Origin of the sequence: Shewanella sp. HN-41, from assembly GCF_000217915.1 — a bacterium.
In the GTDB taxonomy this organism is placed as follows: Bacteria; Pseudomonadota; Gammaproteobacteria; order Enterobacterales; family Shewanellaceae; genus Shewanella.
On the sequence record NZ_AFOZ01000012.1, the window covers coordinates 59740 to 75558 of the forward strand.

Below are 15819 nucleotides of genomic sequence, written 5' to 3' on the forward strand. Positions count from 1 at the left end.
ATTTTTAGGTAAAGTTGCGGATAATATTGCCGAAAATGAGTTTAGATAGGGGTGATAACCAGATGGATATTCAAAATATGCCGCGTGAACAGTTGGGTGTGTGTGCAGAGGGGAACTTACATAGTGTCTACTTGATGTTTAACGCCAATGACAATGTTGAGTCGCAATTACGTCCCTGTATTGCCAACGTAGCGCAGTATATTTATGAGTTGACAGATCAGTATTCCGATAGTGCCTTCAACGGTTTTGTCGCAATAGGCGCTAATTATTGGGACAGCCTGTATCCCGATTCTCGCCCCGAAATGCTTAAACCTTTCCCAGCCATGCAAGTAGGTAGCCGTGAAGCGCCTGCGATCGAATATGATTTATTCGTGCATATCCGCTGCGACCGCTACGATATTCTGCATTTAGTCGCTAACGAAATCAGCCAGATGTTTGAAGACTTAGTGGAACTAGTCGAAGAAGAACGGGGTTTTAGATTTATGGATAGCCGTGATCTGACCGGATTTGTTGACGGCACTGAAAATCCCAAAGGCCGTCACCGTCAAGAAGTGGCCTTAGTGGGGGATGAAGATCCTGAGTTTAAGGGCGGCAGCTATATCCATGTGCAAAAATATGCCCACAATTTGAGTAAGTGGCATAGATTACCGCTTAAAAAGCAAGAAGATATCATCGGTCGCACTAAGCAAGATAATATTGAATATGAGTCGGAAGATAAGCCGTTAACGAGCCATATTAAACGTGTGAATCTTAAGGATGCCGATGGCAACTCGATTGAAATCCTGCGTCAAAGCATGCCCTATGGCTCGCTTAAAGAGCAGGGACTCATGTTTATCTCTAACTGCCGTACACCGGATCATTTTGAGCAGATGCTACACAGTATGATGTTTGGTGATGGCGCAGGGAATCATGATCACTTAATGCATTTCACTAAGGCGATGACGGGGTCGTCCTTCTTTGCACCCACCTTGGATTTTATGCTGCAATTTGACGAGTAAGGCAGATCTAAATCGATTTATTATTTAAGAATGACGCACTTAGGCTACTTTGCCCCAGTGCGTTTTTTGTGGGTAAAGTTAACTGGCATGGGTCCATTTTTTAATATCAAACTGCCATTGCTGGGCGGTAAAATCAATAAAGGCTCTGACTAAAATCTGTTGATAGCTGCGGGATAAATACACGGCCCACAGTGCTTGACCGGGTGCGGTAAACTCAGGCAATACCTCTACAAGTTGGCCACTGGCAAGGTATTGGTTGGCTAAGTCACAGGGCAAGCGTGCAATCCCATGTCCTCTCAGGGCGGCACTCAGTAGCACGCCCATATCGTTTGCTTTTAGATTCCCCCTAGGCTTAATTAACTCAGTTTGCTGCTCCTTCAGAAAATGCCAATTTTGCTGTGATGAATGGATAAGGCAATTATGTTCGAGCAGATCGGTGGGAACCGAGAGTGGAGAGATCGCTGCGAGGTAATGTGGGGCGGCGCACAGCACTGCGTCAATGGTCATCAGCCGCCGTGCAATAAGACTGTCATCGGGTCTCTCGGTATAACGTAATGCCACATCGACCCTTTCATCCACCAATTGAACCATGCTGTCGGACATCACCAATTGAATATTCACTTTAGGGTGCAACTTAATAAATCGGTCGACGACATCGAACAAGCTGTGCTGCCCAAGGCCTATGGGTGTAGCGATACGAATACTACCGACCAGTTCAGTATTATGGCTATGGGCTCGGCTCTCCATGGCGGCGACTTCACTTAAGACGCGCTGGCAAAAATGAAGTGCTTCTTCCCCCTGCAGGGTAAGGCTCACACTGCGGGTAGTGCGGTGCAATAAACGTAGATTAAGCCACTGTTCGACTTCTTGAATATGGCGGGACACCTGCAGGCGACTGAGGTCTAAATGTTCTGCAGCTTTGGTGAAGCTGCCACAGTTTGCCACTTCGACAAAGCTACGTATGGCGGCAATTTTATCCATATTAGTATCTCAGTCTGAAACAATCATGCTCATTTATCGATATTTATCACGCTATCTGTTGCAAGTAAACTGGTGACAATTTAAATCAGCAGTGAGACTTATAAAATGAAAATTGCAGTATTAGGCGCATCCGGTTGGATTGGTGGCACCATTCTTAATGAAGCCTTGAGTCGTGGTCATAACGTTGTCGCTTTAGTGCGGGATCCGAGTAAGCTTGGCGCGACCACGGCAGAGGTGCGCAGTGTCGATCTCGCACAACCCTTAAACGCAGAAACATTTGCCGGAGTCGACTTAGTGATTGCGGCCGTGGGTGGCCGCGCCGAGCAGAACCACAGCCTAGTGGCTAAGACAGTGCACAATCTGTTAGCGGTATTGCCGCAGGCAAAAGTACCACGCTTATTGTGGGTCGGTGGTGCGGGGAGTTTAGAAGTGGCGCCGGGTGTGACACTGGTCTCTAGCCCTGATTTCCCCGCAGCATATAAAGATGAGGCCTTAGCTCAGGGTGAAGCTTTGAAGGTATTTCGCGCGGCACAAACTGCAATCAATTGGACCTTTGTGAGCCCAGCCGCTGAGATTTATCCTGGCGAGAGTGAAGGCCCATATCGCCTCGGGGGCGACAGCTTCTTTACCGATGCCAATGGTCGCAGCCGCATTTCTGTTACCGATTACGCTAAAGCCATGTTAGACGAAGCCGAACAGGGCACTCACGCAAATCAGCGTATCAGCGTGGCTTACTGATATCGCTACAGTTGAGTTAGATATGGTGAGTTAGATATTGTGCTGTAATCTGTAACGTAATCGGGACAATGACCAAATAATCAGCGCAAAATTGGACTGAAATGAGGACAGATGAAATAGAACAGGTCAGCAAGCTGACCTGTTTTTTTATTCTGCGTAATTGAATAAAGATTTGATGGTTTCTAAGGTGTCGGCGATATCTTGGATGCTAGATGGGCAAATAAAGATAGTGTCGTCACCGGCAATCGTACCCAAAATCCCTTCGGGTTTGCCAATGGAGTCCAATAAACGGGCAATTAATTGGGCGGCTCCAGGACTGGTGCGTACCACTATCATAGCTTGGTTGTGGTCAACATCGAGCACCAAATTCTTCAGCGGGCTACCTGCGGTGGGCACCCCTAACTCGGCGGGTAAGCAATACACCATCTCTTGCTTAGCGTTGCGAGTCCGCACTGCGCCGAACTTGCTGAGCATGCGTGATACTTTTGATTGGTTAATATTACCAAAGCCTTCAGCTTGCAAGGCGGTGACGATTTCACTCTGAGAGCCAAAGCGCTCTTCTTTTAAAATCGACTTAAAAATTCTAACAAGGTCATCCTGATTCTTGGTCGTTTGCATAATATTATTATTCGTTATTCAAAAAAACAGGCCCATTTTGAATATTTTTAGAAAAATTGTCAACAAATAACCAGATTGGTTGAATAAAAATTCACTGCCCCCCTGTGTTTAAGCGTTTGCTTGGGGCTTAAAAATATCAATTTGAGTCATTGTTCTACATTGCTTCTAAGTTATTCCTGAATTCTTTTGCCCCACGACTAAGGGATAATTGAAATTGTTGTGACATTCCAGTAATGTGACGCCAACGTAAATCAGATCCATGTCACACATATCCGAGAAATAACGGAGATAACTATGAAAGTTGCTGTACTTGGTGCTGCTGGTGGTATCGGCCAGGCTCTTGCCCTACTGTTAAAAACTCAACTGCCTGCGGGTTCTCAATTGTCTTTATACGATATCGCACCGGTAACTCCGGGTGTTGCGGTTGACTTGAGCCACATCCCAACTGCGGTTGAAATCAAAGGTTTTGCTGGTGAAGATCCAACGCCTGCCCTAGTCGGTGCTGACGTTGTGCTGATTTCTGCTGGTGTTGCGCGTAAGCCTGGTATGGATCGCTCAGATCTGTTCAATATCAACGCGGGTATCGTTCGCAACCTGATCGAGAAAGTGGCTGCGACTTGCCCTAAAGCCTTAGTAGGTATTATCACTAACCCAGTGAACACGACTGTTGCTATTGCTGCAGAAGTGATGAAAAAGGCGGGTGTTTACGATAAGAATCGTCTATTCGGTGTAACGACTCTGGACGTTATCCGTTCAGAAACCTTCATCGCCGAATTAAAAGGCCTGAATGTTGCTGATGTGAAAGTTAATGTGATCGGCGGCCACAGCGGCGTGACCATTCTGCCATTACTGTCTCAAGTTGAAGGCGTGACTTTCAGCGACGAAGAAGTGGCAACTATGACGACTCGTATCCAAAACGCGGGTACTGAAGTGGTTGAAGCTAAAGCCGGTGGCGGTAGCGCGACGCTGTCTATGGGTCAAGCGGCTTGCCGTTTCGGTCTGTCTCTGGTTCGTGGTCTGCAAGGTGAGCAAGGTGTGGTTGAATGCGCCTATGTTGACGGCGGCAGCGAGCACGCAGAATTCTTCGCACAACCTGTGCTGTTAGGCAAAAACGGTATTGAAAAAGTACTGCCTTACGGTGAAGTGAGTGCATTCGAAGCTAACGCCCGTGATTCTATGTTAGATACGCTGAAAGGCGATATCAAACTAGGCGTTGATTTCGTTAAGTAATCTTTTTAGATTATACGAATTAAAAACGGAGCCATAAGCTCCGTTTTTTTATCTCTGCGTCTCGCATTGCTTAACATTAATTCAGTGATATTTAGTGGGCAGTTGGCAATTATCGTCGCAGCGGGCTTTACCCGTCAGTAGATAGGAGAGGCGATATCTGTGGGTTGCAAATCTAAGATAAGCCCAATCGGCAATGGGTTTAACGACAGGCAGACGCAATAGTTGCACCCAAGAACGTGTGCCAGTTAACGCCCAAGCTTTACAGGTGACATCCAATCCGAGTAATAGTTTGCCCGAAGCGGTTTCGCCATGGAGAATGGTGTTAGCGTAATTTTTATCTATATGGCTGAAACGCTCGCTAAAGTCAGGTGTATTTAAGTCCTCTAGTACAATCAAGTCCTTGGGATCCCGCGCTTTTAGTTGTCGCATTTCGGCGCGACATAATGGACAGTTACCATCGTAAAAAATCCGCAGTTCCATCGGTATCACCTCTGATCACTTGATCACAATACTTAGTGTGAATCGTTAAACTTTGTCTTCTACCCTATACGCAGATTAAAGGTTTTAGATCTCAACTGATTTTAAATTGAAGCTGTTTTTAAATCTAATCCATGTCCCATTTGGCTTTTTGTTAGGTTAAATTCAAATGAGTGCAGTAACATCTTGGTTATTCATTAGTTTAACTTAATTGCTTAACTTTAAGTGAACAACATAAAGCCTGACAAATAACGACTCAAAAGGATAGGCATGACATCTCCCATCATAATCACAGGCGTGGGTAAACGTATCGGTTACGCCTTAGCCAAACATTTCCTCGCCCAAGGTCAGCAGGTGATTGGTACTTATCGCAGCCATTACGCCAGCATAGATGAGCTTAACGCCTTAGGTGCGACCCTCTATCCCTGCGATTTTTATGATGATACCCAAGTTCAATCCTTAATTGATGCGTTAGCTAAACAGCCTCAAATCCGCGCCATTATTCATAATGCCTCGGATTGGCTGGCGGATCCTGTTCTGACAAAGGATGAACCTTTAAAGCGTGCCTCTTTTGCGCCGAGCGACGTGTTGCAGCGTATGATGCAAGTGCATGTAAGCGTGCCCTATCAATTGAACTTAGCCTTAGAAGCGCAGTTACGGGCGGGGGCCGAAGGTGAGATAGGTGCGAGTGATGTGATTCATATTACGGATTATGTGGCAGAGAAGGGCAGTGCCAAACATATTGCCTATGCCGCCAGTAAAGCCGCGCTGCACAATATGACGTTATCCTTTGCCGCCAAATTTGCGCCAGAGGTGAAAGTCAATTCGATTGCACCGGCGATGATCCTATTTAATCAAGACGATGATGAAGCCTATAGGCAAAGGACTTTAACTAAGGCCATTCTGCCAAAGGAAGCCGGAAATCAAGAGATTATTGCTCTAGTCGAGTATCTGTTAACGAGTCGTTATGTCACTGGGCGCAGCCATAATGTCGATGGTGGCCGGCATTTAAGGTAAAAAAGAATCTAGATTTTAGGTGCTAGGCCCTAGAATCTAATTACCTAGCACCTAGCACCTAGCACCTAGCACCTAGCACCTAGCACCTTCTTTTTCAAAACGTCAGCACGCGGCTTGGGGTAATGATAAAGGGCAAAGGTACATCCCAATGCTCGCAGGGTAAACTCGCAACTTGCTGACAGTCGTGGGCGTAACCCATAGGTAGCGGTTTACCCTTTTGCTGCCAGTTCGCCAACGTTCTATCGTAATAGCCACCGCCCATCCCCATGCGATTTCCCATTAAATCAAAGGCCACTAAGGGTGTGATAACCACATCGAGGCGTTCTATCGGCATCACGGCGCGCACATCAAGCTTAGGCTCTAAGATCCCGAATTGATTGGGCTGCATGGGTGTATCTACGGTGTAATGCATAAACACTAATTGCCCTGCATTGAAGGGGTGCAATCTCGGGAGATAGGTCTGAATACCCAATTGCCACAGCGCTTCGATTAGCGGTGGTGTAGCGAGTTCGCCATCGTGGGTTAAATACAGGGCGACATGCTGAACTTTTTTAGCTTTCAACTCATCGAGCATACGTTGGCAAGCGTTTAAGCTTGCTTGGCTTTGCTCTATGGTGGATAGGGATTTACGGGTACTGCGGATCATTTTTCTTAATTGATCTCGACTCACCTTATCCGCAGTGGACAGGCTTGCTCCTATAGTGGGAAGAGAAGAGTCAGAAGTCTTGGAAGAAATAACCATAGTAATAAGATGCTCCCCAGAATGCCGCTACCGGTGTAGCCCTTGAACCGTAGGTTCAAGGCGGGTAAATGATTACCTCCTAAGGCTTCTCGGTACGAGCCGAGCATGCTCAATGTCGGTAAAGCATTCACCCTGAGATCAAAATTATCGGCACAGGGACATTACCAGTTGGCCTGCACCCCAGGGAGCAAAAACGGTATCGAATCACTAAAATATTGGCTATCTAAGTATAGGCAAGTTTAGTCATTCACTGTGCAACCTTGGTTCGAAAACGAGTGGCTAAATTGCCAAGTTGCCCAGTTTAAATCTATTTAGTTGAACGCTCAACTAAGGCGTTTTCTAGGGTTGACTGCAACAGACTGATGCGGTCATCCATTTGTTTCATATAATGTTTATTTTTCTGCTTTTCTTGGTACAGCTCGTGTCCAATATTCAGCGCCGCCATAATGGCTATTTCTTCACGACTCAAACTATTCGTGCGGTTTTTCACCGAAGTGAGTTGTTGTTCAACCCCTTGGGCAACCGTACGCAAGGCATCCTCTTGACCCTTCGGGCAAGCGATAGAGTAGGTGCGCCCGAGTAGGGTAATTTCAACAGCACTGTTACTCATTCGCGAAAGATCCTTTTGTTGGCAGCGATAGGGCGGACTATATAGGGCTGATATTAAAAGTGCAAGGTAAGCCGCAAACGGATTGGCTATCCACCGTTTTGTTTGCTGCTTGTGTGAGCAGTTGGATAATTTTCTATCAGGGTGTGGCCGATTTCGCCATTATTGGGATTCAGTGTTGGTTCAAGTCTCTATCTCTGCTAGCATTGCAGCTGGAAAATTCTTATTGGGATCTGATATGGCTACCCCTCCTTCGTTACGTATCGACAGCTTAAAACTCGCCTTAGATGCGGCTGAAATTGGCCAACATCCGGTAGAAGTTCACGGCGCCTTAGTGGGTTTAATCTGCGGCGGTGTAGAGCAAACCGGTGATATCTGGATAAAACCTTTATTTGACCTGATGAATGATGGTCAACCATTACCCGAGCCCTTGCATCAGTTGGTGTGTGATTTATTCCAAGATTCTGTGGCCCGATTAGTGGACTTTGAATTTGGCTTTATGCCGTTATTACCCGAAGAAGAAGAGCCCCTCAGCCAGCGCGTTGAGGCTTTGTCCCTCTGGACCCAAAGCTTCCTAACGGGAATTGCAATTATTCAACCTAAACTCAATCAAGCTTCGGTCGAGGTGCGGGAAGTGATCAAAGATCTCGCCGAAATCGCCCAAGTAGAATTTGATGTCGCCGACGATGAAGAATCCGAAACCGCCTACATCGAATTACTGGAGTTTGTGCGCATCGCAGCCATCATGTGCTATTCGGAATTTGGCCCAGAGATCCCGCTCGGTGAGCAGGAAGATGCGGCGGTAATCCACTGAGCACCGCGGTGTTGCGATACGGATTTAATAGGCGGGCCTGATGCAAGTCTTTGACAACGTGCACTATTTTTATGGCTTAACACATTCGAATAGCCATGCCATAGCTTGAATGAGATCCCCATGACGGCCATAAATCACATGGATACTTCAGTTCAAAACGTCGACATTGCCATTGTAGGCGGTGCGATGGCGGGGGCGACCTTAGCGTTAGCGCTCGCGCGTCTTTCCCAAACGTCTGCCCCTGTCTCGGTGGCGCTAATCGAGGCCCATGTTCCCGATAAAAGCCACCCAGGATTCGATGCACGCTCCATCGCCATCGCCCATGGCTCTATCTTCGAATTATCCCGTTTAGGCCTATGGCCAAAGCTCGCCCATTTGGGCACGGCGATTGAAAATATCCATGTGTCGGATCGCGGCCACTTTGGCATGACAGAACTCAATGCCGCGCAGTTTCATCTAGATGCCCTAGGCCAAGTGGTGGAGCTTGAGCGTGTCGGCCAAGTATTGTTTAACGAGTTAAATAAGAGCGAGGTAAAACTGTTTTGCCCCGCCAAGCTCGCCCAAGTAGAAGCTGGCATCGATAGTCACACGCTCGTGCTGGATTCGGGTGAACGCATTCAGGCTAAACTCGTGGTCGCCGCCGATGGCCTGCAATCCAAAGTCCGCAATAGTTTTCATCTGCCCGAGATCCAAGTGGCCTTCGAGCAAACTGCGATTATCGCCAATATTCAAACCGATAAGCCGCACCAGCACTGGGCCTATGAGCGTTTCACCGAGACGGGTCCCTTAGCCCTGCTGCCTATGGGCGATAGCCAAGGTCAACCTCGATTATCCCTCGTGTGGGCACTCGATGACGCGCGGGCTAAACAGATGCAAACTGCGCCTAAGGCGGAGTTTTTAGCGGCGCTGCAGCAGGCCTTTGGTTACCGTGCTGGCCAGTTTATCGATGTCAGTGCCCGCCATGCCTATCCGCTGAATTTGTCCTATATGCCAAGGCCAATCCACCATAGATGTGTGTTTATCGGCAATGCGGCGCAGACGCTACACCCGATTGCGGGACAAGGCTTTAACTTAGGGCTAAGGGACGTAGTGAGCTTGCTTGAGGTGCTAAAAATGGCGCTAGCGCAGGGTGAGGATATCGGCTGCGCCGCCGTGACCCATGCTTATCTCAATGCCCGCGAGCAGGATAGAAATAGCACTATCCGCAATATCGAATTTTTAGTCCGTGGCTTTTCCAACCAATACTGGCCCTTGGCCCTAGGGCGTAACTTAGGGCTGCGCCTATTGTCTTGGTTCCCGCCACTGAAAACCCCCGTCGCTCAAAAGGCAATGGGCTGGAAATAACCCTGCAATTTACTGGTATCGTAACGCGAAAAGGATGTACCCATGTTAAGTTCACAAGCCTATGACATCGCCATTGTGGGTGGCGGCATGGTGGGGCTCGCCACCGCGATCGGATTGGCACAGGCCAATCTTAATATTGTGGTTATCGATGCAGGCCATACCGAGGCCGTTAGCGGTGAGCCGCGTTTGCGGGTGAGTGCCATCAATAAGGCGAGCCAGCGCTTATTGGAACACTTAGGTGCCTGGGCTTATCTAGACACTTCCCGCGCTACGCCCTATCAAAAAATGGCGGTGTGGGATAAAGACGGCTTCGGCAAAATTGCCTTTGATGCCAACAGCATCAGTGAAACCAGCCTAGGTGCGATTATCGAAAACGATGCCATCAGCTTTGCCCTCGCCAAACGCGCCAGTGAGTTTGACAATATCACCCATATCCAAAACCAACGCTTAGAGCGCATCGCCTTTGGTGAGCGTGAAGCTTGGTTGACCCTAGCCAATGGCGCCGATTCTGAAATAGAAAGTGTGAGTGCAGCATTAGTTATTGCCGCCGATGGTGCCAACTCTTGGGTGCGTGAGCAATGCAAGATCCCACTGACCTTTTGGGATTACGGCCACCATGCGATCGTCGCGACTATCCGCACCGAAATGCCGCACCTTGCCACCGCCCGACAAGTCTTTTTGCAGGATGGCCCCTTGGCATTTTTACCCCTGTATGAAGACAATCTCTGCTCCATCGTCTGGTCGGTACCGCCCGAGCGCGCCGACGAGTTATTGGCGATGGACAAAGTCCAATTTGAGCGCAGTTTAACGGCGGCTTTCGACGGCCGCCTGGGGATTTGTCAGCTTGAGAGCGAGCGTCAAGCCTTTCCATTGCGGATGCGCTACGCCCGTCACTTTGCCCGCCACCGTTTAGTGTTAGCAGGTGATGCCGCCCATACTATCCATCCGCTCGCAGGCCAAGGGGTGAACCTCGGCTTTTTAGATGCGGCCAGCATTATTGAAGTGATCAGCGAGTTGCACGATGCGGGTAAAGATATCGGTGATTATGCCCAGCTGCGCTCACTTGAACGTTGGCGCAAGGCCGATGCCATGGAGATGATCGCAGCGATGGAGGGCTTTAAGCGCCTGTTCGAAGGTTCAAACCCGGTTAAAAAGCACTGCGCGATCTCGGATTAAACCTAGTCGATAATGTCGCTGGGCTGAAAACAGTGTTCATGCAACAGGCCATGGGGAATAAGCCGACGCTGCCTAAGTTATGCCGTTAGCCTAGGTTGCGCTAATGTGATAAGAATTGCCGCTAATATCAGCATATTGGCGGCAAGCTGTGCAAATCTGGCCTTTGTATGTAAAAAAATTACATGTTAAAGATGAGAAAATCTAATGGCACAGACTTCGGATTAGAAAAATCTCCTGTATACAAATTTGTGACGCAAGGTATAATTTCGCCGCATTTTAGACCCTAGTATTATACCAATCACGATAGATATCTGATGAATTCAGAACCAATCAGGCGCTTCAATTCAAGGCGCATTGATGCAGAAAGGTCATCCTTTTAAGTTGATGCAACGCGAAAGTCCAAGGTTGAATTGCAGATATGTAACACAATTGGCATTACCCTACACTAGGCAGAGACCTGAAAAAGGCCGCAAAAAAGGGATAACAATGGCTAATAAAACTATTCTGTTTCACAAGCACTTAGAATCAAACGCTAAGATGGTCGACTTCCACGGTTGGGATATGCCCCTCAACTATGGCTCACAAATCGAAGAGCACCACGCAGTTCGTCAAGATGCGGGTATGTTCGACGTTTCCCACATGACTGTGGTTGATGTGACGGGGAGCGACGCTTGTGCATTTTTACGTAAGCTGCTGGCAAACGATGTGGCTAAGCTTAAAGTTCCAGGTAAAGCCTTATACGGCGGTATGTTAGATGAAAATGCTGGCATCATCGACGACCTCATTACTTACTACCTCACCGATACTTTCTACCGTGTTGTGGTCAACTCTGCGACCCGCGAAAAAGACTTAGCTTGGATAACCAAGCAAGCCCAAGGTTTCGATGTCACTGTGACCGAGCGTCCTGAGCTGGCGATGATCGCCATTCAAGGTCCTAACGCTAAGGCAAAAGCCGCCGCCGTGTTCAGCGCCGAGCAAAACGCCGCCATCGAAGGTATGAAGCCATTCTTCGGCAAGCAAGCGGGTTCGCTATTTATCGCCACTACGGGTTACACGGGTGAAGTGGGCTACGAGATTATCGTCCCAGAAGAAGAAGCCCAAGCTCTATGGCAAGCCCTATTAGAACAAGGTGTTAAGCCTTGTGGTTTAGGTGCGCGCGACACATTACGTCTCGAAGCCGGTATGAACCTCTACGGCTTAGATATGGACGAAACCATCAACCCACTGGCCGCCAACATGGGCTGGACCATCGCATGGGAACCGACTGAGCGTGACTTTATCGGCCGCAAAGCCCTAGAAGCCCTGCGCGATGCCGGAACTGACAAATTAGTCGGTCTAGTGATGGAAGAAAAAGGCGTGTTACGCCATGATATGCCAGTATTTTTCACCGATGCAGCCGGCACAGAACACCAAGGCGTGATTACCAGCGGTACTTTCTCGCCAACATTGGGCTATTCTATTGCGATGGCGCGTGTTCCTAACGCTATTGGGGATACGGCGGAAGTCGAAATGCGTAAAAAGCGTGTGGCTGTTAGAGTAGTAGCGCCAAACTTTGTGCGCAACGGTAAACAAGCATTTTAAAAAAACGGAACAAGGAACAAGAACAATGAGCAATATTCCGACAGAACTGAAGTACGCCTCTTCACATGAATGGATCCGCAAGGAAGAAGACGGCAGCTACACAGTAGGTATCACTGAGCACGCCCAAGAATTATTGGGTGACATGGTTTTCGTTGAGCTTCCAGAAGTTGGCGACACTGTCACTGCGGGTGATGACTGCGCAGTAGCTGAATCAGTAAAAGCGGCCTCTGATATTTATTCTCCTATTTCTGGCGAAGTGATTGCCGTGAACGAAGCGCTGGAAGACTCTCCAGAACTCGTTAACAGCGACGCCTATGGCGAAGGCTGGTTCTTCCGCGTGATGCCTTCTGACGAATCAGAAGTCGACGCTCTGCTGGATGCCGAAGGCTACCAAGCTGTAATCGACGAAGAATAATCGTCGACGCTAACGAAGCCCTAAGGGGCTTCGTTTGTTTTAGCGCAAGATTGACATAACAATAGCCCGTTAATCAGTACCCTACAGTCCTGAGTTACGGCAAATCTGGAACAAGGTTTATCATGACCAAGCAAACCCTCACTCAGTTAGAACAGCACGATTTATTCCTACGTCGTCATATCGGCCCAGATAGCAGCCAACAGCAAGCCATGCTGAATTATGTTGGTGCTGAGTCTCTGGACGATCTAACCGCGCAAATCGTGCCTGAGTCGATCCGTTTAAGCCAAGAATTGAGTATTGGTGATTCCTGCGGCGAAGCCGAAGGTCTGGCTTATATTCGTGGTTTAGCACAACAAAACCAAGTATTTAAGAGCTACATTGGTATGGGTTACTACGGCACACAAGTGCCAAACGTGATCCTGCGCAACGTATTGGAAAACCCAGGTTGGTACACGGCCTATACCCCTTATCAGCCAGAGATCGCCCAGGGCCGTTTAGAAGCGATTCTAAACTTCCAACAAGTGTCGATGGACCTAACGGGTTTAGACTTAGCCTCAGCTTCACTGCTGGACGAAGCGACTGCGGCTGCCGAAGCCATGGCGCTGGCTAAGCGTGTTTCTAAGGCCAAAAAAGCCAATACCTTCTTCGTTGCCGATGATGTGTTCCCACAAACCTTAGACGTAGTGAAAACCCGCGCTGAGTGTTTTGGTTTTGACGTGGTGGTTGGCCCAGCATCTGAGGCAGTTAACCACGAGCTGTTTGGTGCCTTGTTCCAATATTCAAGCCGTTTCGGTCAAATCACTGACTTCACCGAATTATTCGCCACCCTGCGTGCAAATAATGTGGTTGTGACTGTCGCCGCCGATATTATGGCATTAGTGTTACTCAAGTCACCGGGTGCCATGGGCGCCGATGTGGTCTTCGGTAGTGCCCAGCGTTTCGGCGTGCCAATGGGCTTTGGTGGTCCACATGCGGCCTTCTTCGTTGCCCGTGACGAGCACAAACGTTCTATGCCTGGCCGTATCATTGGTGTGTCAAAGGATGCCCGTGGTAACCGCGCCCTGCGTATGGCGATGCAAACCCGTGAGCAACACATCCGCCGCGAAAAAGCCAACTCAAACATTTGTACCGCGCAAATTTTATTAGCGAACATGGCGTCTTTCTACGCCGTATTCCACGGTCCAGATGGCCTGAAAACCATCGCTGCTCGCATTAACCGTTTCGCCGATATTTTAGCGGCAGGTTTACAGGCCAAAGGCGTGAGCTTAGTCAACAGCACTTGGTTTGATACCATTAGCATCAAAGGCTTAGATGTTGCTGCCGTGAATGCACGCGCTCTGGCCGCTGAAATGAACCTACGTTTCGATGCCGATGGCATTGTGGGCGTGAGCTTAGATGAAACCACGCTGCGCACCGATATCGAAGCGCTGTTCGATGTGATCTTAGGTGCTGGCCATGGTTTAGATGTTGCCGCATTAGACGCGCAAATCGTAAGCCAAGGTAGCCAATCGATTCCTGCTGCACTCGTGCGCCAAGATGCGATTCTGACTCACCCAACCTTCAATCGCTATCAAAGCGAAACCGAGATGATGCGTTATATTAAACGTCTCGAAAATAAAGATTTAGCACTTAACTACTCGATGATTTCACTGGGCTCATGCACCATGAAGTTAAACGCAGCGGTTGAAATGCTACCCGTGAGCTGGCCAGAATTCGCCAACATGCACCCCTTCTGCCCACTGGATCAAGCCAAAGGCTACACCCAGATGATCGAAGAGCTGTCTACTTGGTTAGTGAATGTCACGGGTTACGATGCCGTGTGTATCCAGCCAAACTCCGGCGCTCAAGGTGAATACGCTGGCTTGTTAGCCATCAAGAAATACCATGAGTCACGTGGCGATGCCCACCGAAATATCTGTTTGATCCCGCAATCTGCCCACGGTACTAACCCAGCATCGGCACAATTAGCCGGTATGCAAGTGGTCGTGACAGCCTGTGACAAGCAAGGTAACGTCGATTTAGAAGATCTGAAGACCAAAGCCGCCGAAGTGGCTGAAAACCTGTCTTGCATCATGATCACTTACCCATCGACCCACGGTGTGTACGAAGAATCTATCCGCGAAATCTGCAATATCGTGCACCAGCATGGCGGCCAAGTGTACTTGGACGGTGCCAACATGAACGCACAGGTAGGCTTAACCTCTCCTGGCTTTATCGGTGCCGACGTATCGCACCTTAACCTGCACAAGACCTTCGCGATTCCACACGGCGGCGGTGGCCCAGGTATGGGCCCAATCGGCGTGAAAGCACACTTAGCGCCGTTTGTAGCCGGTCACGTAGTGGTTAAACCGGGCCGCGAAAGCGATAACAACGGCGCCGTATCGGCAGCGCCTTACGGTAGCGCTGGCATTCTGCCCATCAGCTGGATGTACATTAAGCTGTTAGGTTCAGAGGGCCTTAAAAAGTCGACTCAAACTGCGCTGTTAAACGCTAACTACGTGATGAAAAAGCTGTCAGAACACTACCCAGTACTGTTCCGTGGCCGTAACGATCGCGTCGCGCACGAATGTATTATCGACCTGCGTCCACTGAAAGAAGCCTCAGGCGTGACCGAGATGGATATCGCTAAGCGTTTGAATGACTACGGTTTCCACGCACCAACCATGAGCTTCCCCGTTGCGGGCACTCTGATGATTGAGCCAACGGAATCTGAGTCTAAGGTTGAGCTAGACCGCTTTATCGACGCTATGGTGTCAATCCGTGCCGAAATCGCCAAAGTGGAATCGGGTGAATGGCCAGCGGACAACAACCCGCTGCATAACGCGCCACACACTATGGCCGATATTATGGACCCAGCGTTCGATTCACGCCCATACAGCCGTGAAGTCGCCGTGTTCCCAAGTGCAGCAGTACGTCACAACAAGTTCTGGCCAACCGTGAATCGTATCGACGATGTGTACGGCGACCGTAACTTGATGTGTAGTTGTGCGCCGATGGAAGACTACGAATAATGGCTACTTGGCCTAGATAATTCGGCGTCAGCCAACACTTTTCGCTACTCATTGACACCAGTCAACTCCG

14 protein-coding genes, 1 other RNA gene and 1 pseudogene are annotated in these 15819 nt (G+C 48.9%); 10 read left to right on the forward strand and 6 right to left on the reverse strand.

Annotated elements, in window-relative coordinates:
* The first annotated feature begins 62 nt into the window (after nt 1-62).
* Complete coding sequence (locus SOHN41_RS01495; protein WP_007644783.1) at nt 63-998, forward strand: Dyp-type peroxidase; 936 nt, start codon at nt 63-65, stop codon at nt 996-998.
* A gap of 78 nt (nt 999-1076) precedes the next feature.
* Here the strand turns inward: SOHN41_RS01495 and SOHN41_RS01500 are convergent, their stop codons facing one another.
* Nucleotides 1077-1979 carry a LysR family transcriptional regulator gene (locus SOHN41_RS01500; RefSeq protein ID WP_007644785.1) on the reverse strand — a complete coding sequence of 301 codons (903 nt, stop codon included), beginning with the start codon at nt 1977-1979 and terminating at the stop codon, nt 1077-1079.
* Nucleotides 1980-2084: 105 nt separating this feature from the next.
* Between SOHN41_RS01500 and SOHN41_RS01505 the strand changes: the two genes are divergently transcribed.
* Nucleotides 2085-2717 (forward strand): NAD(P)-dependent oxidoreductase, encoded by a 633-nt coding sequence (locus SOHN41_RS01505; protein WP_007644787.1) that lies wholly within the window; start codon nt 2085-2087, stop codon nt 2715-2717.
* 147 nt (nt 2718-2864) lie between these two features.
* Here the strand turns inward: SOHN41_RS01505 and argR are convergent, their stop codons facing one another.
* Nucleotides 2865-3335, reverse strand: a complete 471-nt coding sequence (gene argR / locus SOHN41_RS01510) for a transcriptional regulator ArgR (RefSeq protein WP_006080175.1) — start codon at nt 3333-3335, stop codon at nt 2865-2867.
* 294 nt (nt 3336-3629) lie between these two features.
* Between argR and mdh the strand changes: the two genes are divergently transcribed.
* On the forward strand, nt 3630-4565 hold the full coding sequence (mdh, locus tag SOHN41_RS01515; RefSeq protein ID WP_007644795.1) for a malate dehydrogenase: 936 nt from the start codon (nt 3630-3632) through the stop codon (nt 4563-4565).
* Nucleotides 4566-4646: 81 nt separating this feature from the next.
* Here the strand turns inward: mdh and SOHN41_RS01520 are convergent, their stop codons facing one another.
* Nucleotides 4647-5045, reverse strand: a complete 399-nt coding sequence (locus SOHN41_RS01520) for a thiol-disulfide oxidoreductase DCC family protein (protein WP_007644804.1) — start codon at nt 5043-5045, stop codon at nt 4647-4649.
* 267 nt (nt 5046-5312) lie between these two features.
* Between SOHN41_RS01520 and folM the strand changes: the two genes are divergently transcribed.
* A complete protein-coding gene (folM, locus tag SOHN41_RS01525; protein ID WP_007644811.1) occupies nt 5313-6059 on the forward strand; it encodes a dihydromonapterin reductase in 747 nt (248 codons plus the stop codon).
* A gap of 94 nt (nt 6060-6153) precedes the next feature.
* Here the strand turns inward: folM and SOHN41_RS01530 are convergent, their stop codons facing one another.
* The 3 genes from SOHN41_RS01530 to SOHN41_RS01535 all read right to left on the reverse strand — a co-directional run bounded on the left by SOHN41_RS01530 (nt 6154) and on the right by SOHN41_RS01535 (nt 7411).
* Nucleotides 6154-6801 (reverse strand): 5-formyltetrahydrofolate cyclo-ligase, encoded by a 648-nt coding sequence (locus SOHN41_RS01530; protein ID WP_037457803.1) that lies wholly within the window; start codon nt 6799-6801, stop codon nt 6154-6156.
* Nucleotides 6802-6810: 9 nt separating this feature from the next.
* A non-coding RNA gene (gene ssrS / locus SOHN41_RS19700) (6S RNA) lies at nt 6811-6991 on the reverse strand.
* Between the two features lie 117 nt (nt 6992-7108).
* Complete coding sequence (locus tag SOHN41_RS01535) at nt 7109-7411, reverse strand: cell division protein ZapA (RefSeq protein ID WP_007644817.1); 303 nt, start codon at nt 7409-7411, stop codon at nt 7109-7111.
* Between the two features lie 235 nt (nt 7412-7646).
* Between SOHN41_RS01535 and SOHN41_RS01540 the strand changes: the two genes are divergently transcribed.
* The 6 genes and pseudogenes from SOHN41_RS01540 (at nt 7647) to gcvP (ending at nt 15749) form a co-directional block, all read left to right on the forward strand.
* On the forward strand, nt 7647-8222 hold the full coding sequence (locus SOHN41_RS01540; protein WP_007644819.1) for a UPF0149 family protein: 576 nt from the start codon (nt 7647-7649) through the stop codon (nt 8220-8222).
* 120 nt (nt 8223-8342) lie between these two features.
* The gene (gene ubiH, locus SOHN41_RS01545; protein WP_007644821.1) at nt 8343-9566 is read left to right on the forward strand and encodes a 2-octaprenyl-6-methoxyphenyl hydroxylase; all 1224 of its coding nucleotides are present in this window, start codon (nt 8343-8345) and stop codon (nt 9564-9566) included.
* A 42-nt stretch (nt 9567-9608) separates the two neighbouring features.
* Nucleotides 9609-10831 (forward strand): annotated as a pseudogene (locus SOHN41_RS01550) (FAD-dependent oxidoreductase).
* Nucleotides 10832-11228: 397 nt separating this feature from the next.
* Nucleotides 11229-12323 carry a glycine cleavage system aminomethyltransferase GcvT gene (gene gcvT, locus SOHN41_RS01555; RefSeq protein ID WP_007644824.1) on the forward strand — a complete coding sequence of 365 codons (1095 nt, stop codon included), beginning with the start codon at nt 11229-11231 and terminating at the stop codon, nt 12321-12323.
* Between the two features lie 25 nt (nt 12324-12348).
* Entirely contained in the window at nt 12349-12738 is a 390-nt protein-coding gene (gcvH, locus tag SOHN41_RS01560; RefSeq protein WP_007644826.1) for a glycine cleavage system protein GcvH, read from the forward strand.
* Nucleotides 12739-12860: 122 nt separating this feature from the next.
* Entirely contained in the window at nt 12861-15749 is a 2889-nt protein-coding gene (gene gcvP, locus SOHN41_RS01565) for an aminomethyl-transferring glycine dehydrogenase (protein ID WP_007644827.1), read from the forward strand.
* The last annotated feature ends 70 nt before the right edge of the window (nt 15750-15819 follow it).